Here is a 22,816-nt window from a genome sequence, read left to right as displayed (position 1 = left end):
TTACCAGCGCCGGTCAATACACCTGATTTATCTGTTTCACATCAGCCATGGTGATGTTGCCGCCACCGGCCAGGTTCAACTGCAGGTCACTGTCCTGCCCCAGGGTGACCGAGTCGACCCGAGCGCTGGTATGTGTACCCAGAGCCTGCTGTTCGCCGGCCACATTGCCGACCACACTGAACCGGTAAACACCGGCATCATGCGGAATGATGTTGCCGTCTTCATCGGTTGGGAATTTGTCGTAGTCAATATCGGCCATTTCACCGTTGACCTCGAGGTTGGCCCCATCCCATTTGAAACTCAGATCGCCCGCTGGCTGGTTACCCAGCGGAACCGACTCAATCATCTCGCCTTCACTGTTTGTGATTTGCAGCATCATTCCGCTGGCACCGGAAGGCACATCGGCCATGCCAAACACCAGTTCACCATGGCGCAACAAACTCTCCTGGTTGCCCTCAATGGTGACGGCACCACCGACCAGAGAACTGGCCTGCAACGCCTGAGAAGATTTGTAGGAGTTCGACAACGACTCGAACCCCTTGCTCATGTTCTGAATACCTTCGACCTGGGAGAACTGGGCCAACTGAGCCACAAACTCCGCATTGGCCTGAGGTTCAAGCGGGTTCTGGTTATTTAGCTGAGCAATCATCAGCTTCAGAAAATCATCTTTTCCCAGCTCGTTGGACGTATTTTCCTTGGGCTTTTTCTGAGCAATGTCGTATTGGCTCAGTGCCCCGGCACCGGTTACGTCGTTAATGTCAGCCATGATGATTCCTCTCGTGAGCGTTCTGGCCGCAGCTATGGTTTATCGGGTTCATGTTGCCTACTGCCCCATCGTCAGCGTTTTCTGCAGCATAGTTTTTGCCGTGTTGAACACTTCAACGTTGACGGTAAAGCTGCGTTGGGCGGAAATCATGTCGGCCATTTCCTCTACCACGTTGACGTTCGGGTAGTAGACATACCCCTGTTCATCAGCGAACGGATGGGTGGGGTCGTAACGGATGTCGAGCGGATCCTGTTTTTCGACAATGGCGCGAACGTTAACGCCCTGCCCCACATCGTGATCCAGGTCCACATTAGACCAGTCGCGGTCGATACCGGCCTGTTGCAGCACCTGAAAAATCGGTTTGCGCGCCCGGTAGGTGTCTTCCTCACTGGAACTGACACTCTGGGCGTTGGCCAGGTTACTGGCGGTGGTATTCAGCCGGATCGACTGGGCATTCATGCCGGTGCCGGCAATATTAATAATGTTCGACAGTGACATGGTTATTGCCCCTTGATCGCGTTGGTCAGGCCTTTGAATTTACGATTCAGAAAATCAAAACTGGCGTTGTACGACATGGCGTTCTTGGTGAACTCTGCGTTTTCAACGTTTGAATCCACAGTATTGCCGTCGATTGAGGGTTGATAAGGGTTGCGGTAGAACAACTCGGCATCACCACCCGACTTTCCGGGGATATGGTTTGCCTGGGTCCGGTTAACTTCAAGGTTTTGGGTGCGCTGAACTTCGCCGCTCAAGATGGCCTTGAAATCTACGTCACGAGCCTTGAATCCCGGGGTATCCGCATTGGCCAGGTTGTTGGCCAGCACTTCGGAACGCTGGGCACGCACCAGCAAGGCGTTGTCATGTATACCCAGTGAATTGTTAAAGCCCAGTGCCGCCATGATGGAACCTCATTGCCGTTTTTCTGAATTCACAGAAGGTATTGCAATGAGAGTGCCAAGTTATTTAAGCCTTAAAAATCAATAAGTTACTAGAAGAGAAAGGGGGTTCATCGGCAAAGCGGCAAGGCTTAACCGATGAGGAGGGCTTACCGCTTGCGATAAATGATGCCAGGGCGGCAATGAACCATCTCATAGAGATCGTTCAGGCCATTTACGGCCTCCGAGGCCCCGACCAGGAGATACCCGCCCGGGTTTAAGGTGGCGTGGATGCGGGTGAGAATGTCGCGTTTGAGGTCGGCGGTGAAGTAAATCAGCACATTTCGACAGAACACGATGTCAAATTTGCCGAGTAAGGCGTAGCTGTCCTGCAGGTTCAGGGAGCGGTATTCGACTCGCTGAGCAATGCCTGGCTTGACCTTCCAGCGCCCATTGGGAGCCTCGATAAAGTGTTTTTTCAGTCGTTCCGGATCAAGGCCACGGCCGATAGCCAGCATGGCGTATTCGGCCGACTTGGCGGCATCCAGCACCGAGGCGGAAATGTCGGTCGCGACGATTTTCTCGCCACCGCTGACCAGCCGGTTACGGGCCTTGTATTCTTCGATCATCATGGAGATTGAATAAGGTTCCTGCCCGGTTGAGCAAGCGGCCGACCAGATTCGCAACGGGCGGGCGCCGCGTTGCTGGTAGAACTCAGGCAACAGCTTTTCCTCCAGAATCCGGAACGGATGGATATCCCGAAACCAGAGGGTTTCGTTGGTGGTCATGGCGTCAATGACCTCAGCGCGCAACTTTTGGCCACCGGGTCGCTGAATCGCTGTCACCAGATCCTGTAGATTGGTGATGTCGGCTTGCTGCAGTATTTTCCGCAACCGGCTCGATACCAGATATTGCTTGCTGGCGCCCAGACATATCCCACTGTGTTTTTCCAGGTAGTCACAAAATGCCTGGTACCCTTTTTCAACGTCGACCATTAATCCCTGCACTCCTGGCCCTTGGGCACTGGGTTTGCTGACCTGTCAGCCTCATATTGTCCATACTCCTCCCTCGGGTCGGGAAGAACCTGCCTGCCGATCGTCTCATGCCTCTCCTTCGATCGCTGGCAAATTACCGCCCAGGTTGGTGATCCGCTCAATCACCAGTTGGGCCAGCATATCAGGCTGGAACTTGGCCAGAAAATCGTTGGCACCCACTTTTTGCACCATCGCCTTGTTAAAGACGCCACTCAACGAGGTGTGCAACACGATGTAAGCCTCTTTGAGCTGGGGGTGGTTACGGATTTCATGGGTTAGGGTATAGCCATCCATTTCCGGCATTTCAATATCAGAGATAATAATTGGGTAGCGCTCAGTCGGTTGCACGCCTTCGTCAATCAGAGCCAGTAAGTGGTTCAACGCTTCACGCCCGTCGTTGAGTGCAACGACCGTCAACCCGATTTTCTCCAGCGTGCGCTGAATCTGCTTGCGTGCAATCTTGGAGTCATCAACGATCAGCACTTGTCTCGACACCGCACTGGCGGCGACTTCGGGTGTCAGCAAGTCTTCGTTGAAGTCTTCCTGCATGGGCGTGACATCCGCCAGAATTTTCTCGACATCGATGATTTCAACCAGCTTGTTATCGTATTTGGTCACCGCAGTCAGAAAATGATCGTGGCCAGTGCCTTTGGGTGGTGGCTGCACATCTTCCCAGTTGATGTTGATGATGCGCTCCACCCCCTGAACCAGAAAGCCCTGACTCTTCATATTGTATTCAGTGATGATGGTGAACTTGTCTTCAATATGTTCTATCGGCGCATTACCCGTGGCCACGCTCAGGTCGAGAATGGGTATGGTGCCGCCGCGAATATGGGCAACGCCTTTCACAACCTTGCTGGAGTGCGGCATCTGAGTCAGCTTGGGGCACTGAAGCACTTCTTTAACCTTAAACACATTAATGCCGTAAATTTGATCGCCATTGAGGCGGAACAGCAGCAGTTCCAGGCGGTTTTGCCCGACCAACTGCGTACGCTGGTTCACACTGTCCAGAACACCGGCCATAGGATTCTCCACTGATAATACTGTTAACTGCCGGACACCGAATCCGACTCTCGCCGCGAATCCACGACAGTCGGTACAGCTTTTGTAGAAAGGTCGGCATAGCCCTTGCAAATGGACTGTAACACAGGCGCTGCCCGAACCGTTTCGTCAATTTACTGGCGAATGCACCAGCGGCATTTTCAGCCCACTGGCAACGAATTGCCAGAAAGCGCTCTTTTTACGGTGACTTTTCACCAAGCATAGTCGGCAATCGTCCAAGGACAACTGCATGATCAGACATTTGTACCTATCGGCGGATGTTTCAGAAGGTTTAACCCGGCGAGACCGGTCAGAGCCCGCAACGCGGACTTTAGGTAAACCGGGCATCACAATCGCCGGGGTGATCCTGACCATAGCCAGCCTGGCATTTACGGCCAGTGCGACTGAAACGGTCAGCCAAACAGCAGGCCAGCAAATTGCCCAGGCTGTGGAACAATCGCTCCTAAAGCGCGTCAGGGACGATCACCCGAACGTTCCTGATGGACAGGTATCCACCACCATTACCGTCAATGATGCCACGGCCAACCTGGCGCCCTGCCCGGCTCCTTTGCTGGTTGATTGGCGTGGCAATTCATTATCCAACCGGCTGACACCCCGGGTTGCCTGCGAGAATCTGGGCTGGCAGGTCTATATCCCGGTTGGGTTGACGGTGAATGTTCCCGTTGTCGTGACCGCACGCAGCCTGTCGCGCGGTCAGCGACTGTCGCCGGCTGATTTGAGCCTGGCGATGACAGATGTCTCCACACTCCGCCATGGTCACTATAGCGACACGGCCGAACTGAGCGGGTACGAAGTGGCCCGGAACCTGACGCAGGGCTCGGTGATCACGCCCTATGTGGCCAAACCGCCGGTGATGATCGAGCGGGGCGACCGCGTTATCATATTCGCTACCGGCGCCGGTCTGTCGGTACAGACGGAAGGTGAAGCACTTAGGGAGGGCTCCGAGGGGCAACAGATACCCGTCAGAAACCTGTCATCGCGGCAAACAATACACGCCTACGTAAAATCGAAAGGCGTGGTTGAGATCCATACACAGTGAGGATAAACCCACCCATCTGGCTGGTTTTTAAACAGTTTGATACGGTGATTGAAGAAAAAATCTGACTTTTTTCACAAAATTCGCTCAAGTTCCTGAAGCCAGGGCCGCTACCCCCTTCAGGAAAAACCAACTTCACATGAGGTGAACACAATGGCCATTAATCTGAACGGCCTGTCATCGGGACAACCAGGGTCTGCCAAGAGCCGCGAAAGCGACAATGCTGCGTCGACCAAAAAAGCTGGCACAGAAAGTGCTGGAGCTGTAAACAAGAGTGATAGCGGCAAGAACACAGACGATGTGGTCAAGCTGTCGGATCGTGCTGAAGTATTGCGTACCGTCAACAGTAAGGTGCAGCAATTGCCAGACATCGACCAGGAAAAGGTCGACCGTATTCGAACCGCCATTCAAAACGGCGATTACTCTATCGACTATAATAAGCTGGCGGCCGCCTTTCGACGCTTCGAGTCGGGCCTTTGATCGTTTAAGGGTTCAGGCAGTCGCCGGGTAAACCGCGGGGACAAGACCATGAATACCGAAACGCTCAATGCCCTGCAGGCGGCGCTCGCCAGGGCGCTCGATGCCAGCCATGCATTCGAACCACTGCTTGCCGATGAACACCGGGCTCTGAAAACCGGTGATCTGACGTTGCTGTCCGCTGTTCTCGATCGAAAATCCTCCCTGACTGAAACACTGCTCACCGCCTCGGAAGCCCTGCTCACCTGGTGTTCCGACCAGGGTATCGAGCCCGACTATCCGGCGTTTCGCGCCTGGTGCGAACAACAGCTGGACACAGCACAACAAGCCCCCCTGCTGACCCAATGGCAAAAACTGAAAGTGAGTCTGGACGAAAATAGCCGCTCTACCGCGGTGAACCGGCAAATGCTGTCCTCCCTGTCGGCGCGGAATCAGGCGCGCCTGACTCTATTGAAAAACCTGGTCGGTGCCACCGACACCTATTCCGCTTCCGGTACCCAATCGCTCAATGATGGCCAGCGTCGCTGGGTCGATCAGGTCTAGGGCAGCGCCGTCTATGTTTATTGATCAAATGACCCTGTTCATCGTCGCGGAAATTGCCGTGGTGTATGTGGTCATTACGATCTTCCTGTTCTACCGGCAACGGCTTTACCATGTGCTGGTCGCCATACTCAAAGAGATGCGTTGGGAGAAATTGCGCCGGCAGCAGGAGAAACAACAGGAAATCGCAGCCCTGCGGGCTCAGAACCGCAAACTAACGCAGGATTTCAAATCGGTGCAGGCGGCAGCCGACACGGCCGGTAAAACCATCCCGGAGCAACTCAAACACCACTTGAACGCCCTGGAAGCCGAACTGACGGAAGCCGGGAACGACCTGCATCGCACCCCCGAACCGGATGAACCGGCTCATATTCACTGGCTTCGCCGCCGTATTCTGGACCTTGAACAAAAGCTGCTGGCTGGCGAAATCGACGATGAGGAATGGGCTCACCAGGCGCACCAGGTATTGAAAGACAGCGGCCTTGAACCCGCACGCGAGGCACGTCAGGAAGGTGCCGATTCGGAACTGGGCAAAGACCAGCTTACCCGCGACCTGAAACAGTACGAAGCCCAGTATGCCGCCGCTCGCGACCGGATCCGGTTGCTCGAACAGGAAATGAACACCCTCAAATCCATCAACACAGCCAGCGCAAGTACACTTGAACGTCCGCAAAAAGGCACGTATGCCGATGAGATCTACAAGCTCAAGTGCGACAAGTACGACATGCAGGAGACGATTAACCAGCTGTCGCTGAAATTGCAGCAAATCGACCCGGATGGCGACGAGTACGCCAACCAGCAGGCTGAGTTGATTCAGGCGCTGAATCGCTACGTCAAAGAAGCCGATGTCAGCGTCAACCTGATGGAGAAAGAACTGGAAGCCGCCAACCACGAGAACGAGGAACTCGAAACCGAGGTTCATGGCCTTAAGAATCGCCTGAAAGACCTGCAAGTACGAGGCCCCACCGCCGTGAATCCAGACCATGTTAAGAAACTGACGTCCAACTCTTCCAGCCAGGCGGAGTCAGTCGCCAGCCTGCGCGATGCGCTGGAGCAACTGCGCTCAGGCAGCGATCCGGAGCGCGCCATGCAGGTTCAGGACGATGAGATCAGCCGGCTGGAGTTGCTGGTGCGGGATTCAGAATCGTGCGTCGCCATGCTAGAAATGGAGCTGCAGCAAGCCCAACAGGCGCTGGAAGAGCTCAATGCGCAGCCAGTCGATACCGGAGCACCCGAACCCGAGAATCCCCAGACCGCCACCTCAGAGGAATTCGAGACGCTCAGCGCCCAGATTCAACTCAGCCTGGATACCCTGCGCAACCTTGTCGACGACCTGCGTGAAGGGGCCGACACCAACGACGTACTGCCGGCTCAGGAAAAGGAAATCGATCAACTGCAAGCCCTGCTTCGCTCTACGGAGACTCTGGTTGCCGAGCTCAGCGCCCGCACCGAACAAATGAATGCCCAGGATACCCGGGCAGAAAGCAACGAAGACATTGAAGAAATGGAAACCCTGGTCAAACAGTTCATGTCAGACTCGCAAACCATGCTGCAACGCATCAAAGAACTGGAGCAAAACCAACGCGACGAAGACCCGGCTGCCATTAAGGCAAGTTAGATGCTTGCTGAAATACCACCCAGGGCTCTCCTCCTACCTTAGGAGGAGAGCCACCGCTCCAGCGCTAAACTCCCGTCTGAAAGTGTTACACTGCCGGTCAATAAAAACGACAACATCGACGCTGTGAATGCCATGACGGATACCCTTCAAGTCCTGATCGCCGACGACCATCCACTGTTCCGCAATGCGCTGTCTGAAGCCCTGTCGAACACCGGCACTCCGATCACGATTGAGCAGACCGACACCCTGGAATCGACACTGTTCCACCTCGAAAATAACGCCACCGACCTGTTGTTGCTCGACTTGAAAATGCCCGGTAGCGAAGGCTTGCTAGGCCTGATTCAGATACGAACCCGTTTTCCGGAAGTTGCCTTGGCGGTCATCACCGCCAATGAGGCCAGCAGAACCGTGGCCCACGTAAAAGCCGCCGGCGCTCTTGGGTATCTACCCAAATCGCTGTCTCTGGAACAACTGGTAGATGCATTGCGAGCGCTGATCAGCGGAAAGGGGTATTTCCCCGCCAACCACCAGGCCGACAGTCACAACATTGATGAAGACATTGACGCCATTACCAAACTCGCCAGCCTGACCCCCAAACAGCAACACGTGCTGGCGCTGATTGCCCGTGGATACCTGAACAAACAGATTGCCTACGAGCTGAGCGTCAAGGAAACCACGATCAAAACGCACGTTTCCGAAATATTCCGCAAGCTCAATCTGTATAACCGCACCCAGGCTGCCATGTATAACCAGTATTTGGAAGTGCCTGAGTAACACCCAACTGCCTCTGACTCCTTTCGCGGCGGCTAAGTGTCAGCCCAGATGCTGCTGCGAGTGCTCATAGAAGGCCGTTAGACCGCATGGACTAAAACGCCGGGAGCGTTTTAGCATGAGCGCAGCGAGCCCGAGGGGTGAATACCATGTATGGGATTCATATCCGGTCTCCGAGCCCCCAGGGAGGGCTTCACGGCGTGGTTTCTATGAGCACACCCGGTGGCATCTGACCAACTGGGTAGAATAGGCATCGGGCTTTGCTGTTGGAGGGATAACGTTTCCCGTGTTAGCGCAACAAAGACGCCAGCAAAGCCCGCAATTGCAGTGGCCGCACTGGTTTTTTCAGTAATCGATAGCCCCGCTTCTCGATCGCCTGGCGCACCTCTTCCGTGTAATCCGCGGTAATCATGATCACCGGCACGTCGGCCAGACCCTTATTGTGCCAGGCTTCCAGCACGCTTAACCCGGTTAGGGTCTGGTCCAGATGGTAATCCATCACGATCAGGTCCGGTTTCTGTTCGCGGGCCATGTCCCAGGCCTGTTCCGGCTGGCTGGCCACCGAAACACTGAACCCCCACTCGGCCAGCAGACTGTTCATGCCTTCTACAATCTGCACTTCATTATCGACACAGAGAATGTGATACCCCTGGTGGGAACCAGCCGCCGGCACCGCTAATTTACCCGTCGCTATGCCGGCAGAAGCCAGCGGCAATTCAATGCCGAACATACTGCCCCGCCCCAGCTTACTGCGCACCATGACCGGGTGTTCGAGTAGCACCGACAAACGCCGAACGATGGCCAGGCCCAACCCCAAACCGCGTTCTTCACTCTGTGTATCTGGCAGGCGATGAAACTCCTCGAACACCTCCGATTGTTGCTTCTTTGTCAGGCCCGGCCCGGTATCCCACACCTCAATGCGACACTGGACTCCGTACCGCCGAACTCCCAACGTTACGCGGCCACGCCGGCTATAGCGCAAGGCGTTGCTGAGCAGATTTTGCAGCATGCGCCGCAACAGCCGGGCGTCGCTGTGTACCCAAAGCGAGGTTCTGACAAAGGTCAGGTGAATGCCCCGGTCTCGCGCCAGCACGTCAAACTCCTCGTGAAGCGAGGCCAGCACGCTGGCCAGCGAAATGGTTTCCGGGTTCGGATGAATAATGTGCGAATCCAGCTTGGAAATTTCCAGCAATTCGCCCAGCAAGTTGTCGGCCGAGTGCAGGGAACGCTCAATCTGCTCGGCCAGGCCGAGCAGTTCCGGCGTCTGATCCAGACGTCGCAGCTTGGCTTGCAGGCTCGCAGCAAACAAGGCTGCTGAATTCAGCGGCTGTACCAAATCGTGCCCGGCGGCGGCCAGGAACCGGGTTTTATTGGTGTTGGCTTTTTCCAGTTCGGTGTTGGTCAGCTGCAGTGCCTCGGTACGTTCTGAGACCTTTTCTTCCAGCATATCGTTGCTGCGGCGCAGTTGATCTTCAATACGGCGGCGGTCGGTAATATCCGAATACACCGTGATGTAACCCCCGTCTGGCATCGGGTTTCCCTGAATTTCCAGGTAACTTCCATCTGGCCGCTTGCGCTCAATCCGATAGGACGATCCTGCCTTGAGGTGGCCCAGACGGCGCTCAACCAAACCACCAGGGTCCCCGTCGCCCAGTTCGCCTTTCATAGCGTTGTGCCGAAGCAGCGCCTCTACTGGTTGCCCTGCCTGCAGCATGCCCTCTGGGTAGCGAAACATACGCTGATACTCCTGATTCCAGGCAACGATGTTCAAATCACGATCGACAATGCTGATGCCCTGGCTGATCGACTGCAACGCCGAATTGAGCAAGTCACGGTTGAACTTAAGCACCTGGGAGGCTTCATCCACCATGGTCGACAAATGCCGCCACTGCCCTGTCATGGGTTGGTCGAAGCGTTCAAACAACAACCGGGTAGCGGGTGCACCCAATACCGATGACAGCGAACGCTCGGCCTGGTACAACAAATCGTCATCGGCGGTATGATCGGTCAGTAAACGGCCATTGAGCGGGTTGGTGTAGCGCGAGAACAACCGGTTCAGTTTATCGGCGCCAATAAAGCGCCCCAGCAACAGATGCAGATCACCAATCGACACTGTTCGACTGGCGTTTTGCAGCAAGCCCGAATCGGACCGGTTGGCGTGTACGAACAGCGAAGCCTGCATCCGGTCTTTCAGGGTTTCCCGGCCAAAGGCAGAGCCAAGCAGCAACCCAAGAACGTTCAACGCCAGGCTCCAGGCGGTGCCGTGCACGATGGGGTCGAGCCCCTCAACACCCATCAACGCCTGAGGCCGCAGAAAGCTCAGGCCAAAAAGGCCGTTCATCAGGGTATCGGGCATCAAACCAGCGCGAATCAGCAACGGAATCAGCAAGGTATAGAACCAAACCGCCGACCCAAGCCCCAGCCCCCAGAGCACGCCCTTTCGGTTCATCGCTGTCCAGTACAGGCCCAGAAATAGGGCCGGAGCAAACTGGGCCACCGCAACAAAGGAGACCAGACCAATCGCCACCAACCCTTCAAAGGCGACGATCAGCCGGTAATAGAAAAAGGCGGCCAGCACGATGAGCATGATGCCCAAACGACGCAACCAGACGACCCGGCGGCCAAGATTGGGCGCATCGGCAGACCACCAGCCAAGTCGAATCAACCCGGGCAGGAGAATTTCATTCGAGAGCATGGTACTGAGCGCAATGTTGGCCACAATCACCATCGACGTCGCTGCTGACAAACCGCCGATAAAGGCCAGCACCACCAGATCATCCCGCCCCATCATCATTGGCAGAATCAGCGTCATGTATTCCAGTTGCTCGGGGTTGGTCGAAAAGTACTCATACCCAACCAGCACCATGGGCAACACAAAAAGGTTAATCAGCACCAGGTAGAGCGGGAAAATCCAGCGCGCCATGCGCAGGTCGCGCTGATCGCGGTATTCCACAACCGCCACATGAAATTGCCGTGGCAGAGCAATGATGGCGACAACGCCCAGCATTACCTGGGTTGTGTAAATATAAGGACTGCTGAAATCGGTCATGATCGACCAGATCTCCGGTGTATTCACCGCCGTTTTAACCACCTCGGCAAAGCCACCACCAACGGCATAGACCGCCCAGTACCCCAGCACCAGAAAGGCAAAGAGTTTGACCACCGATTCAAACGCAATCGCCAGCATCATGCCGGGGTGGTGTTCAGAGGTATCCAGGTGACGGGTGCCGAACAGAAGCGTAAACAGACCAAGAATTAGCGAGACATAAAGTGCCGAGTCGTTGTACCAAAACTCGCCAGCCGTGATGGTCGGCGCGACCACATTGAAACTTACCGAAATGGCTTTCAACTGCAGCGCCACGTAGGGCACGATCCCGACCAGGGAGATCAACGCCACAAAGACCGCAACGGCTCTGCTATGCCCGAACCGACTGGCAATAAAGTCGGCAATGGTGGTCACATTCTCGCGCTTGGCGACCTGCACCACTTTTAGCAGGAAAGCATAACCCACCAGAAACAACAGAATGGCGCCGACATGCGACGGCGCAAAGGCCCAGCCATATTCAGCAAACTGACGTGTAGCCCCGTAGAACGTCCAACTGGTGCAGTAAACAGCCAGCGACAAGCTGTACACCCAGGGCTGCCAGCGACGGGCGACCGGATGCCGGTCACCATAGAGCGCGATGACGAACAACAGGATGACGTAGAGCAACGAAATGAGGATGAAAAACGTCGGTGACATCCGGGAGTGGGTCCTTTGTTCGGGAGTCAGACAGCGACTTCGTCACTGGTTACATTTGGATTACATTGCTCTTTGCATTCAGTGTCGAGCTACCGGGTAGGCCTGTCCGGGGCCGGGCGGGATGCCGCCCACTCAACCCATCCATGGGGCCTGGACCGCAGCATCCCTGCTGCGGACCTCCCCGGACAGGCCTACCCGGCAACTCGACACGGCCAAATATCCATCTGCGCTGTGAGCACGCCTTAATACTCAGGCTTTATATCGTTCCACCAGATAATCCCGGTAGTCGTCACGAATGTCCACCTTGCGCAGCTTTCCAGTGCCGGTATGCGGCAAGCTGTCGACCTGAATGATGGCATCTGGCAGCCACCACTTGGCGACGCGTTCTGCCAGTATCTTGCGCAAACGAGTCTCGTCGAGTGTTTTGCCGGCGCGTATGGTCACCAGCATTAGCGGTCGTTCATCCCATTTTGGGTGGGTGGCGCCAATCACGCAGGCTTCGTTGATAGCGTCGTCGTGCAGGGCAGCGTTTTCGAGTTCCACCGAGCTGATCCACTCGCCGCCGGATTTGATCACATCTTTACTGCGATCTACCACGCGCAGATACCCCTGAGGGTTAATAACGGCTACGTCACCGGTATCGAACCAGCCGTCAATAAACTTGTCTTTGCCTTCACCCTTGAAATACTGGGCCAGCACCCAGGGGCCGCGGCAGCGCAGATTGCCACGGGTGCGTCCGTCATGCGGCAACGGGCGGCCTGCTTCATCGAAGATATCAATTTCCACGCCCAGCATCGGGCGCCCGGCCGAGCTTTGCAGTTCGTAGCGCTGTTCATCGGGCAAGGCGTCCATCTGCGGAGTCCGGTTGGCGGCAGTGGCCAGCGGGCTGGTCTCGGTCATGCCCCAAATGCCCATCCAATAGACGTTGTAGAGCTTGTCGTAAATCTCAACCAGACTCAATGGCGAGGCCGCTCCGCCGACGCCGATCACCTTTAGTGGATCGATCGTCTTGCCGCTCTGTTGCAAATAATTATGCAGATTCAGCCAAACGGTCGGCACCGCAAAGGCCTGATTGACCGACTCCTCCTCAATCAGCGCCTGCAAACTCTCACCATCGAGGTTGCCGCCCGGCAACACCAGCTTGGCACCATAGAGTGGCGCTGAAAACGGCACGCCCCAGGCACAGACGTGGTACATGGGTACGACCGGCATAGCGACCGACCGCTCCGAGAAATCGAGATACTGGCTGGAGCCACTCATCATCGCATGCAAGACCGTTGAGCCCTGCTCGTACATCACCCCTTTGGGGTTGCCGGTCGTGCCGCTGGTGTAGCAGAGGCCACAGGGGGCATCGGACGGCAGACGGGGCCAGTGGAATTCCGTCGGCATCTGGGCCAGCAAGTGCTCATAATTATCAAGGGTCAGTATGCCGGATTCAGGCATTGTGTCTTCGTCACACAGCACAACAAACCGCTCAACGCCGCGAATCTGGTCGGCAACGTCTTCCAGCAGGGGCAGAAACTCCGGATCAAAAAAGACCCAGCGATCTTCGGCGTGATTGATGATGTACTGCAACTGCTCACTGAACAGCCGCGCATTGAGGGTGTGCACAACCGCCCCCATGCCGGAAATACCAAAATACAGCTCCAGGTGGCGATAGTGGTTAACTGCCAAAGTGGCTACCCGTTCACCACTTTGAATACCGGACCGCGCCAGCAGGTGGGCAACCTGGGCTGAACGTTTAAGCGCATCAAGGTACCGGTAACGGTGCCGGCTCCCGTCCGACATCGCTGACACAATGCTTTGCTCGGGGTAGCGTTGTGCTGCGTTGCGTAAAATATCGCTGGTGTTCAGCGGGTGAATCATCATGTTGCCAGCCATCCCAGGTCTCCTGTTGACAGCATTGTCCGGTGTCTGGCCCGCCCCAAAAAGAGCAGACCGTTAACGATTAGGGTAGATGCTGCCAGTGTAGAGACCGGGCCCGGTTAGACCCATCGGCGAATAGTAGGAGGCGCCCTCACCCAGGGTGAGGGCCTGCCTGGGAACAGTGGCGGAAGATGAGTTTCTCAGTGCCGCCCAGAGATTAACAAGGCGCCAGCAGACAGGCGTTCAGCGTCCGAGCGGTACGTCGATTTCATCCAGGGTGAGCTCGCGCACATGCTCTGGAATAGCCCATTCAACATCCTCATCAACACTGAGCCGGAAGTGATACATCGATTGCAAAGCCTGGTGATCTTCTGCACGAAACATCATTTCACCCTTGGGCGTATTGAAGTGCATGCCTTCCAGGGTGCTGATCAGTTCTTCAGTGTCAGTTGAGCCGGCACGGCGAATCGCTTCCACGGCGGCGATACCCGCTGCCATACCACCGGCGGCAAAAAAATCCGGTGGTGTGCCAAACCGCTCCAGGTGGTGCTCGACCAGCCATTGGTTGATGTCGTTGTCCGCGGTCTCGTAGTAGTAGTAGGTAGCCCCTTCCAGACCGACAAAAGGTTTGTAGCGAACCAGGCCCGACAAAGTAGTTCCACTGGCCGCAAACCGAATGTCGTGACGTCCCGGGTTCATCGCCTGTAATTCATTCATGGGATTGCCACCACCGGCCCAATAGAAAAACACAACCCGGTCGCCCTGCGCATCTTGCAGCTCGTCAAAAATGCGCTGACCCACTGCGGTGAAATCGGTGGTATCGGTCGGCACGTACTCTTCGTGCACTACTTCGGCACCGGTACCTGCCAGTGCATCGCGAAAGGCAGCGATGCCATCACGGCCATAGGGAACGTCTTGTGCCAGTGTCGCAATCTTCACACCCGGGCGGCCAATGGCGACCGCGTTGGCGACGGCATCCTGTATCGCATTACGACCCGTTCTGAAAACGTAGCGGTTGCCGTTTTCTCCGGTTACTGCGTCGGCCATGGCCGGCTCAACAATCAATATTTTCTCAAATGCTTCGGCCACCGGCAGCATGGCCAGTGCTACGCTGGAAGACATCGGCCCAATCGCCAGGTCTGCATCGTCGTCAGCGTAGGCTTCTTCGAGCAGGGTACGGCCTTTGGCAGGGTCCAGCCCGGTGTCTTTCTCGATGACCTCTATGGCTCGGCCATCGACTTCAAAGGTACCGTTTGTGGCGTATTCGAGCCCCAGCATGAGGCCATTGTGGCTCTGCCTGGCATAGGCTTCGAAGGCCCCGGATTTGGCGTAAACATGGGCAATTTTAATCGGTTCTGCCTGTACCGTAGCACTGAGCAACAGAGGTAAGGCGATCATAGCCCAGTGGGCTATGCGAAGGGGCTGCATGAATCTCTCCTGTTTCTTTGCTTCAAGAATCTACTAAACTGCCGATATAGACAGACGTCTGCAATGACTGAATAGCCGGTAGACCCGAACAACAACGACAATAGCTGGCTAACGGGATGCCGCAGTAAAGGTTAGGCGTTAACTTGCCAGGGGATCGTCTGCCATGAACACGCTGGTGGCAGCATCATTTACTGAATACCACTGGTGAGCCCTAATGGCCTGACCAGTGACTTCCCTGGTACCAGTTCAGCATCATTGTTTTGACCACAATACTATCTCGCCGGTGGAGCTTGATCTATGAAAATCACGGTTGTCATGAAAACAGCCCTGGGCTTTGGCCTGATGCTCTTGCTCATCATTGGCATATCCCTAACTGCACTGACCAACCAGGCGTCTATCGCCAGTCTTTTTCGCATCACTACCGATGAGGTGGTTCCTCAGGTTGAAAACGCCTTTGAGCTGGTCATTAGCATCCAGAATGCCAACAAGGCGGTTTCGCAGCATGCGGCGGTTGAATCAGAAGACGCTCTGGCGCGCTATGAAACAGATTTTGAAGCGGCACTGGTAGAAGTAGATCGACTGAATCAGCAACTGAGCAATCGGTTACGCAATACACCCGAGCTGCAGGAACAACTGTCAGCGGCCTACATCAATGTCGACGAAGCCATGACCCTGGCGGCAGAGCACCTGAGCACCCGGCGCACCGTTCTCGATAGCCGGGCTTCCTTTCTTTCGGAGTTTCAGACGCAAAATTCACGCTGGCTGACCTTCACCAATGATATGAAGATTGTTGACCGGGTGCTGGAAAACCTGGCCATGGAGACTGACTCGGTCTCACGCCAGGTTGGCGCCGATGCGACCTATGTTCTGGATAGAATTGCGCTTATCCGCTCGGGTGTCGGCGGTATTACCGGGCTTTCCAGCGCCGAGCAGGTCGATAATGTTCAAGCCAGTCTGCAACGCGAAATCGAACGCGCCGACACCCGCATGGAACGACTGGAAAGCAATAACGAGATTCTGTTTCGGTACCTGTCGACTTATATGGATCTGCTCAGAACCGCGGTAACCGGAGAAACCGGCACCCTGCCCCGGTATCGTGCCTCCCTGGCGGCCAGTGAACTCAGTACCATGCAATTGGGTCAACTGGCCGACAGCATCAACCGCAGTGTTGATGCATTAAGCGAGCTGTCGGTCGACTTGTCCAACCGGCGTGTGGCGCTGGCCAGTGAAGTAGCCTCTGCCAAACAGCAAGCGGCATTGACAGTATGGGGTGTACTGGCCGCTTCAATTCTGGTGGCCTTGCTGGTAATGGCGTCGCTGATTCGCAGTATTCGGACGCCGCTTAAGCGCATTACTGAAGCGCTGCACGCGGTCGCCACCGGTGATCTGACTCAGAAGCTGAAGATCACCTCTCAGGATGAATTCGGGCAAATTTCTGCTGGTATTAACGAGTTGGTAGAGCAAACACAGTCTGTTATTCGTGACATTACCAGGGCCTCTGGCGAGGTTGACTCTGTTACACAACAGGTGACGGAAACCACGCGCTCCAGCTCGACCAAGTTGCTGCGTCAGAAAGATCAGTCGGCTTCCATCGCTACCGCCGTTACGGAAATGACCGCAGCAGCCAGCCATATTTCCGACAATGCCAATGACACTCTGGTGCAAGTGGAGGCAGTGAATGAATCGGCATCGGAAGGTCAGACAAACATGACTGCCAGCCGCGAGGTGATCAGCAGTTTGCTGGAGGAAATACATTCAACCAGCGACGTTGTATCTGAACTGCAGCAGGAGTCGAGCAACATTGGCAAGATTCTGGAGGTCATTCAGAACATTGCAGAGCAAACCAATCTGCTGGCGTTGAACGCAGCGATCGAGGCGGCCCGGGCAGGTGAACAAGGTCGGGGTTTTGCCGTTGTGGCCGATGAAGTGCGCAGCCTGGCCAGCAAGACCCAGCAGTCTACGGAAGAAATCTATCAGATGATCGACCGGCTACAACAACGCGCCAATCAGGCGGTAGACCGCATGGGCACCAATCGCGACAAGGCAGAATCGCTGGTTACCCAGGCCGACAACACCGACAAGTCCATTCAAACTATTTTGGACAGTTTGGGCAGCATCACCAACATGAGCCGGATGATCGCGGAAGGCACATCCGAGCAACAAAAGGCGGCAGAGTCCGTTTCGGAAACCATTCAGGAAATTGCGGAATTATCCGACGCGATCTATTCCAACGCACGCCGCAATGTATCCAACTTCGAGCAACTGAACACGTTAGTCCAGCAACAGAAAACATCAGTAAGCCGCTTCAAATACGACTGAGGTGAGGTACAGGCCAGTGGCGTGTATCCATGTCGACTACCGGGTATTCCCGGCAGCCAACACTCGCTATGGAGTCAATCTTTTTGATCCATTTCAAAAGCTAATTGAATACTACTTCTCTACAAAAGCCCGCTCAATAACATACTCGCCAATGTGTCCGGCACGGGTCTCACAGAAGCCCATCTCGTCCAGAATGGCGGTGGTGTCTTTCAGCATGGCCGGGCTGCCGCAGAGCATGAAGCGATCGTCTTCCTTGTTCGGCGCTGGCAGGCCCAGGTCTGAAAACAACTTGCCGCTTTTCATCAGGTCGGTAAGACGACCCTGGTTGCGGAAGGGTTCGCGGGTGACCGTTGGGTAATAGAGCAGCTTTTCCTGAATGACTTCACCGAAGTATTCGTGCTCGTGCAGCTCCTGCTCGATCATGTCGCGATAGGCCAGCTCTGACACGTGGCGCACACCATGGGTCAGAATGACCCGGTCGAACTGCTCATAGATTTCCGGGTCTTTGATGATGCTTAAGAACGGCGCCAGGCCGGTCCCGGTCGACAGCAACCAGAGGTTTTTCCCGGGCAGCAGGTGATCGGTTACCAGGGTACCGGTCGGTTTGCGGCCTACGTAGATCTGGTCGCCGGGTTTAATGTTTTGCAACTGTGAAGTCAGCGGGCCGTCGGGTACCTTGATGCTGAAAAACTCGAGTTCTTCTTCATAGTTGGCGCTGGCAATGGAATAGGCACGCAGCAGCGGACGGCCGGTGTCCTGTTCCAGGCCGATCATGGTGAAGTAACCGTTCTTGAAGCGAAAACCCGGATCACGGCTGGTCTTGAAGCTGAACAAGGTGTCGTTCCAGTGCTGAACGCTGGTGACCGTCTCTATATTCAAATTAGACATATAAACCTCTAAGAAAAGAATAATAAGTTATATAACACTACTATACCGAGACCAGGCTTATCGGCAAAATGCCTATTACCAATAAGCGTTATCGGTTTTTTCACTATGAAATTTACGTTGCGTCAATTACAGGTCTTTCTGGCTACGGCCCATTACGAAAATATCAGCCGCGCGGCCACCAGTTTGAACATGTCACAATCGGCGGCCTCGGGTTCTCTCAAAGAACTGGAGTCACTGTACTCAGTCCGGCTGTTTGAACGTGCGGGTAAACGCCTGAAGCTGAATGAGCTCGGCAGACAGCTCTGGCCAAGAGCGGAAGCCTTGCTTGCCCAGGCGCTGGAGATGGACCAGGCGCTGGCCCATCATCAGGATCTGGGCTTGCTCAAAGTCGGGGCGACGCTGACCATCGGCAACTACCTCGCCGTTGGGTTGATGGCTCAGTTCAAGGCTCGCCAGTCCTCGGCGCGGGTGCAGCTCAAGGTTGCCAATACCCAGACCATTGTCGACCAGGTGCTTAACTTTGAACTTGATCTGGGCATGATCGAGGGCGAAATCAACCACCCCGATCTGGATATCCAGCGCTGGCGCAGCGATACATTGATCGCGTTTTGCGCGCCGGGTCATCCTCTCGCCAGCGTTCAGACCCTGAACGACCAGCACCTGCTGGAGGCAAACTGGATTGTTCGCGAATCCGGTTCAGGTACCCGACAAACGTTTGAGCGTGGCATGCACGGCATTTGGTCTGATCTGACCATAGAGCTGGAGCTGGAACACACTGAGGCGATAAAACGCGCTGTTGAAGCCAGGCTGGGTATAAGTTGCCTGTCACACGTCTCGCTAAAAGAGGCGTTCAGGCGCGGCACCCTTGTACCGCTCGGGATTCCACACCGGGATTTCAGCCGGGACTTTTATCTGGTGCTGCATCGCCAGAAATACCGCAGCCCCGGTATTCAGGCCTGGCTTGAGTTGTGCCAGGCCGGTATTGACCAGATTTAACGTTTACTCAATCTGGAATACGGGGTCATAAACGTTCCAGACACATGGCTGTGCCTTCACCACCACCAATGCACAAAGCAGCCATGCCCTTCTTCCGATCCAGCCGGATCATGTTGTGCAGTAAGGTCACCAGTATGCGAGCGCCAGAGCAACCCAGTGGATGACCCAGCGCACAGGCACCACCGGTGACGTTGGTGATCTCAGGGCTTAAACCGACTTCCTGCATGCCCAGCATGGTAACCATGGCGAAGGCTTCGTTGATTTCGGCCACTTCGATGTCTTCTGCTTTCCAGCCAGCCTGTTCCAATGCCTTGTTCATTGCACCGATGGGCGCGCAGGTAAAGGTGCTGGGCGCCTGGGCATGGCTGGCGTAGCTGCGAATGACAGCCAGTGGCTTAAGGCCCAGTTCTTCGGCCTTGTTGCGGCTCATCAGTGTCAGCGCCGCGGCGCCATCGCTGATCGAGCTTGAGTTGGCCGCGGTTATGGTGCCATCTTTGGCAAAGGCAGGGCGCAGCTGCGGGATTTTATCGGGGCGGGCCTGGCCGGGTTGTTCATCATGTTCTACCAGGGTGTCGCCCTTACGCGAGCTGACCGTTACCGGAACGATTTCGGCGGTAAAGTAGCCCTGTTCAATCGCGGTCTGGGCGCGGCTTAAGCTGCGCAGCGCAAACTCATCCATGGCTTCACGGCTGATCTTGAATTCGTTGGCCGTTGTCTGGGCGTGCACGCCCATGGCGCTGCCGTCGTAGGCGTCTTCCAGGCCATCGAGAAACATATGGTCATAGACCTTCTGGTGGCCCATGCGGTAGCCGGAGCGTGCCTTGTCCATTAAATAGGGCGCATTGGTCATTGATTCCATGCCGCCGGCAATGGCGATGTCGATCTGGCCGGTGCGAATCTGGTCGGCGACCAACATCACGGTTTTCATACCGGAGCCACAGACCTTGTTGACCGTGGTTGCCGGTACTGATTCCGGCAAACCGCCGCCAAGTGCGGCCTGGCGCGCTGGTGCCTGGCCGAGGCCAGCGGGCAGCACGCAGCCCATAAGCAATTCCTGCACCTGATCCGGCGTTACACCGCTGTCGCTCAGGTTGGCTGCAATCACGGCTGCGCCTAACTCGGTGGCCGAGAGGCCACTCAGTGCGCCCTGGAAGCCGCCCATAGGGGTGCGTTTGGCAGCGACAATTACGATCTCTGTGGTCATTACTGGAATCCTCTTGTGACGCACTATTCATTACTGGGCAAAGACAGTGGATGCGTTAAATGCGCAACCCGCCGTCCACTTCCAGAATTCGTCCCGAATAGTAATCGTTCGTCAGAATAAATGTGACTGCCCGGGCGATATTGTCCGGCTGCCCTACCCGGTTCAGGGGTACAGACTGCTTGACACGCTCCAGGGCCTCCGGCTTCATGCTGCCGGTCATTTCGGTTTCAATAAAGCCTGGGGCGATGCCAGCCACGCGAATGCCATAACGGGCCAATTCTTGCGCCCAGGTGACGGTCATAGCGGACACGCCCGCCTTGGCCGCACTGTAATTGGTTTGCCCTCTATTCCCAGCCTGTGAAATAGAACTGATATTGATAATAACCCCCGGCGTCTCGTCTGCCACCATCCAGGCGGCGGCCTCGCGTCCACACAAAAAGACACCGGTCAGGTTAACGTCGATCACCGCCTGCCACTGAGCCAGGGTCATGGTCTGCACTTCACCGTCTTTCACCTTAACCAGCAAGCCATCGCGCAGGATACCGGCGTTGTTGACCAGCCCGTCAAGCTCGGGCTCGTCTTGTTTGAGTTGCGCAAACAGCGCCTGCACCGAGGCTTCATCGGCGACATTACAGGTATAGCCCCGGGCGGCATGACCCTGGTCCCTCAACTGCGCCGCAGCCTGCTCAACCAGTGCCGGGTCGATGTCGATCAGTGCCACCCGGGCACCCTCCTCAACCAGTGATTTAGCCATTTGCAATCCAAGGCCGCGCCCGCCGCCCGTTATGGCAATGTGTTTACCGGCCAGAGTTTGAGGTGTCGTCATCGTTTGGTCCTGTGCTTGGTTACTGGAAAAGGGTTATTGTTTTCTATCCGTTGTCCGGATCGGATCGGCTGAAATCACCGGCGCACCTGAAATTGGCCGGTAAAACCGGTCGATCAGGTTGATGGGCACAGAAATCACACTGGGGTATAGCCAGGCCGGTGATTTGTCTTTGTCGACTAACAAGGCGCGCACCCCTTCAAGAAATTCTCGCTCTGCCACTGCATGGGCACCCACCATCAAATCCTGATTCAGCACCTCAACCCGGCTGGCACCCCGTAAACGCCGAAAATGATGCCAGGTCAGTGCCACACTCAGCGCCGAGCCGCTCTGCCATTGTCGTGCAGCCTGCTTAAAGGGTTCAAACTCTGAGCGTGATACCTGCGCCATCCAGTCACTGAGGCTGGGCTCGGGCAAGGTATCCAGCGCGGCCTGCCAGTCCTCCCGGCTTTGGCGAACTGTTTCGTCTTCTGCGTCATCGGTTGGCAGGTCGGCTAGCGTGCTGCCGCTGGCCAGCTGGTGCTTCAGGTCCGCTGCCGCCGACTCATCGACACAGCGGTCGGCATAACCGAGCGCAACCACGTCGATCGCCGCCAGGTGAATTCCCGAGCAGCCAATCAGCGTACCCACACGCCAGTCGGGCTTTTGCAGAAAGTGAGCCGCACCAACATCGGGAAACAGGCCAATTTGCAATTCCGGCATGGCAAAGCGAGCTTCGGCATCCACCAGTTTCAAATCGCCTCCGGCAAACAGGCCCCAGCCACCGCCCATCACCAGGCCGCGCCCCCAGATCACTATGGGTTTGGGGCTGTGTTCAATTTTCGCGTCCAGGTGATACTCCGCCGCAAAATAGCGGAGGGCTTCAGCCCGCTGAACGTCGGCGGGTTGATTGACTGACGCCTGATACAGGGCTTTCACATCGCCGCCGGCACAAAATGCCCGGGCCTGAGAGCTCTGCAACCAAATACTGTTGACGGTTTCGTCGGCAAAGGCATCGGTCAGAGCTGCATCCAGTGCCTCAATCAAGCTCAGATCCAGGGCATTCAGGGCTTGGGGACGGTGCAGGCTGATCACTCGCAATGCACCTGTCTGTTCGGTCTGCAACGGTGAAACGGGGGTATCAGTCATGGGGCTACCTTAGCAATGCGGGCACTGGAGGTGCCATCCTGCATTGGTACGACGCGCTTCTCAAGCATCAAACCGGACTCTGCAATTCAAGGGCGTCCAAACCCCGCGATTGCGCGTAATTTATTATCAGCGGTCACTGATCGCCGTCCTCCGGGTTGGAAAAACAGATTTGACTGGTCAATACTGTGTGCAGATTACGTCACTGTGGCCTGCCTACTGGCAACACAGCGTTCACCCAATAAC

Annotated in this window: 19 protein-coding genes; 7 read left to right on the top strand and 12 right to left on the bottom strand. The window is 55.8% G+C overall.

What is annotated here, in order from left to right:
• Positions 1–13: 13 nt before the first annotated feature.
• The 5 genes from ABJT94_RS09840 to ABJT94_RS09820 all read right to left on the bottom strand — a co-directional run bounded on the left by ABJT94_RS09840 (position 14) and on the right by ABJT94_RS09820 (position 3,698).
• Positions 14–766: a flagellar hook assembly protein FlgD gene (locus tag ABJT94_RS09840; protein WP_348475506.1), complete on the bottom strand. Its 753-nt coding sequence runs from the start codon at positions 764–766 to the stop codon at positions 14–16.
• Between the two features lie 57 nt (positions 767–823).
• Positions 824–1,264, bottom strand: coding sequence for a flagellar basal body rod protein FlgC (gene flgC / locus ABJT94_RS09835; protein ID WP_348475507.1), 441 nt, complete (start codon positions 1,262–1,264; stop codon positions 824–826).
• A gap of 2 nt (positions 1,265–1,266) precedes the next feature.
• Complete coding sequence (gene flgB, locus ABJT94_RS09830; RefSeq protein ID WP_348475508.1) at positions 1,267–1,665, bottom strand: flagellar basal body rod protein FlgB; 399 nt, start codon at positions 1,663–1,665, stop codon at positions 1,267–1,269.
• A 146-nt stretch (positions 1,666–1,811) separates the two neighbouring features.
• Positions 1,812–2,636 carry a protein-glutamate O-methyltransferase CheR gene (locus tag ABJT94_RS09825; RefSeq protein WP_348475509.1) on the bottom strand — a complete coding sequence of 275 codons (825 nt, stop codon included), beginning with the start codon at positions 2,634–2,636 and terminating at the stop codon, positions 1,812–1,814.
• Between the two features lie 105 nt (positions 2,637–2,741).
• Positions 2,742–3,698, bottom strand: coding sequence for a chemotaxis protein CheV (locus tag ABJT94_RS09820; protein ID WP_348475510.1), 957 nt, complete (start codon positions 3,696–3,698; stop codon positions 2,742–2,744).
• A 268-nt stretch (positions 3,699–3,966) separates the two neighbouring features.
• Here ABJT94_RS09820 and flgA point away from each other — a divergent pair, with 268 nt between their 5' ends.
• From flgA to ABJT94_RS09795, 5 genes are all read left to right on the top strand, one after another.
• Complete coding sequence (gene flgA, locus ABJT94_RS09815) at positions 3,967–4,776, top strand: flagellar basal body P-ring formation chaperone FlgA (protein WP_348475511.1); 810 nt, start codon at positions 3,967–3,969, stop codon at positions 4,774–4,776.
• 150 nt (positions 4,777–4,926) lie between these two features.
• Positions 4,927–5,253 carry a flagellar biosynthesis anti-sigma factor FlgM gene (gene flgM, locus ABJT94_RS09810; RefSeq protein WP_348475512.1) on the top strand — a complete coding sequence of 109 codons (327 nt, stop codon included), beginning with the start codon at positions 4,927–4,929 and terminating at the stop codon, positions 5,251–5,253.
• 48 nt (positions 5,254–5,301) lie between these two features.
• Positions 5,302–5,793: a flagellar export chaperone FlgN gene (gene flgN, locus ABJT94_RS09805; RefSeq protein WP_348475513.1), complete on the top strand. Its 492-nt coding sequence runs from the start codon at positions 5,302–5,304 to the stop codon at positions 5,791–5,793.
• Between the two features lie 13 nt (positions 5,794–5,806).
• Complete coding sequence (locus tag ABJT94_RS09800) at positions 5,807–7,408, top strand: hypothetical protein (protein ID WP_348475514.1); 1,602 nt, start codon at positions 5,807–5,809, stop codon at positions 7,406–7,408.
• Between the two features lie 132 nt (positions 7,409–7,540).
• Positions 7,541–8,182 (top strand): response regulator transcription factor, encoded by a 642-nt coding sequence (locus tag ABJT94_RS09795; protein ID WP_348475515.1) that lies wholly within the window; start codon positions 7,541–7,543, stop codon positions 8,180–8,182.
• 286 nt (positions 8,183–8,468) lie between these two features.
• On the opposite strand, the gene ABJT94_RS09790 is transcribed toward ABJT94_RS09795, so the two are convergent.
• The 3 genes from ABJT94_RS09790 to ABJT94_RS09780 form a co-directional block, all read right to left on the bottom strand.
• On the bottom strand, positions 8,469–11,921 hold the full coding sequence (locus ABJT94_RS09790; RefSeq protein ID WP_348475516.1) for a PAS domain-containing hybrid sensor histidine kinase/response regulator: 3,453 nt from the start codon (positions 11,919–11,921) through the stop codon (positions 8,469–8,471).
• 249 nt (positions 11,922–12,170) lie between these two features.
• Positions 12,171–13,802, bottom strand: a complete 1,632-nt coding sequence (locus ABJT94_RS09785; protein ID WP_348475517.1) for a long-chain fatty acid--CoA ligase — start codon at positions 13,800–13,802, stop codon at positions 12,171–12,173.
• A gap of 228 nt (positions 13,803–14,030) precedes the next feature.
• On the bottom strand, positions 14,031–15,215 hold the full coding sequence (locus ABJT94_RS09780) for a substrate-binding domain-containing protein (RefSeq protein WP_348475518.1): 1,185 nt from the start codon (positions 15,213–15,215) through the stop codon (positions 14,031–14,033).
• Positions 15,216–15,512: 297 nt separating this feature from the next.
• On the opposite strand from ABJT94_RS09780, the gene ABJT94_RS09775 reads away from it, so the two are divergent.
• On the top strand, positions 15,513–17,534 hold the full coding sequence (locus ABJT94_RS09775; protein ID WP_348475519.1) for a methyl-accepting chemotaxis protein: 2,022 nt from the start codon (positions 15,513–15,515) through the stop codon (positions 17,532–17,534).
• Positions 17,535–17,645: 111 nt separating this feature from the next.
• On the opposite strand, the gene ABJT94_RS09770 is transcribed toward ABJT94_RS09775, so the two are convergent.
• Positions 17,646–18,422: a ferredoxin--NADP reductase gene (locus ABJT94_RS09770; RefSeq protein WP_348475520.1), complete on the bottom strand. Its 777-nt coding sequence runs from the start codon at positions 18,420–18,422 to the stop codon at positions 17,646–17,648.
• Between the two features lie 105 nt (positions 18,423–18,527).
• On the opposite strand from ABJT94_RS09770, the gene ABJT94_RS09765 reads away from it, so the two are divergent.
• Complete coding sequence (locus ABJT94_RS09765; RefSeq protein ID WP_348475521.1) at positions 18,528–19,418, top strand: LysR substrate-binding domain-containing protein; 891 nt, start codon at positions 18,528–18,530, stop codon at positions 19,416–19,418.
• A gap of 25 nt (positions 19,419–19,443) precedes the next feature.
• Here ABJT94_RS09765 and ABJT94_RS09760 read toward each other — a convergent pair whose 3' ends face one another.
• The 3 genes from ABJT94_RS09760 to ABJT94_RS09750 are packed head-to-tail and all read right to left on the bottom strand — an operon-like array spanning position 19,444 to position 22,573.
• The gene (locus ABJT94_RS09760; RefSeq protein WP_348475522.1) at positions 19,444–20,622 is read right to left on the bottom strand and encodes an acetyl-CoA C-acetyltransferase; all 1,179 of its coding nucleotides are present in this window, start codon (positions 20,620–20,622) and stop codon (positions 19,444–19,446) included.
• Positions 20,623–20,677: 55 nt separating this feature from the next.
• The gene (locus tag ABJT94_RS09755; RefSeq protein WP_348475523.1) at positions 20,678–21,448 is read right to left on the bottom strand and encodes an SDR family oxidoreductase; all 771 of its coding nucleotides are present in this window, start codon (positions 21,446–21,448) and stop codon (positions 20,678–20,680) included.
• A 33-nt stretch (positions 21,449–21,481) separates the two neighbouring features.
• On the bottom strand, positions 21,482–22,573 hold the full coding sequence (locus tag ABJT94_RS09750; protein WP_348475524.1) for an enoyl-CoA hydratase/isomerase family protein: 1,092 nt from the start codon (positions 22,571–22,573) through the stop codon (positions 21,482–21,484).
• Positions 22,574–22,816 lie beyond the last annotated feature (243 nt).

It is taken from the genome of Saccharospirillum sp., from assembly GCF_039982735.1.
GTDB lineage: Bacteria > Pseudomonadota > Gammaproteobacteria > Pseudomonadales > Natronospirillaceae > Saccharospirillum.
This window is presented reverse-complemented; position numbering and strand designations above follow the sequence as displayed.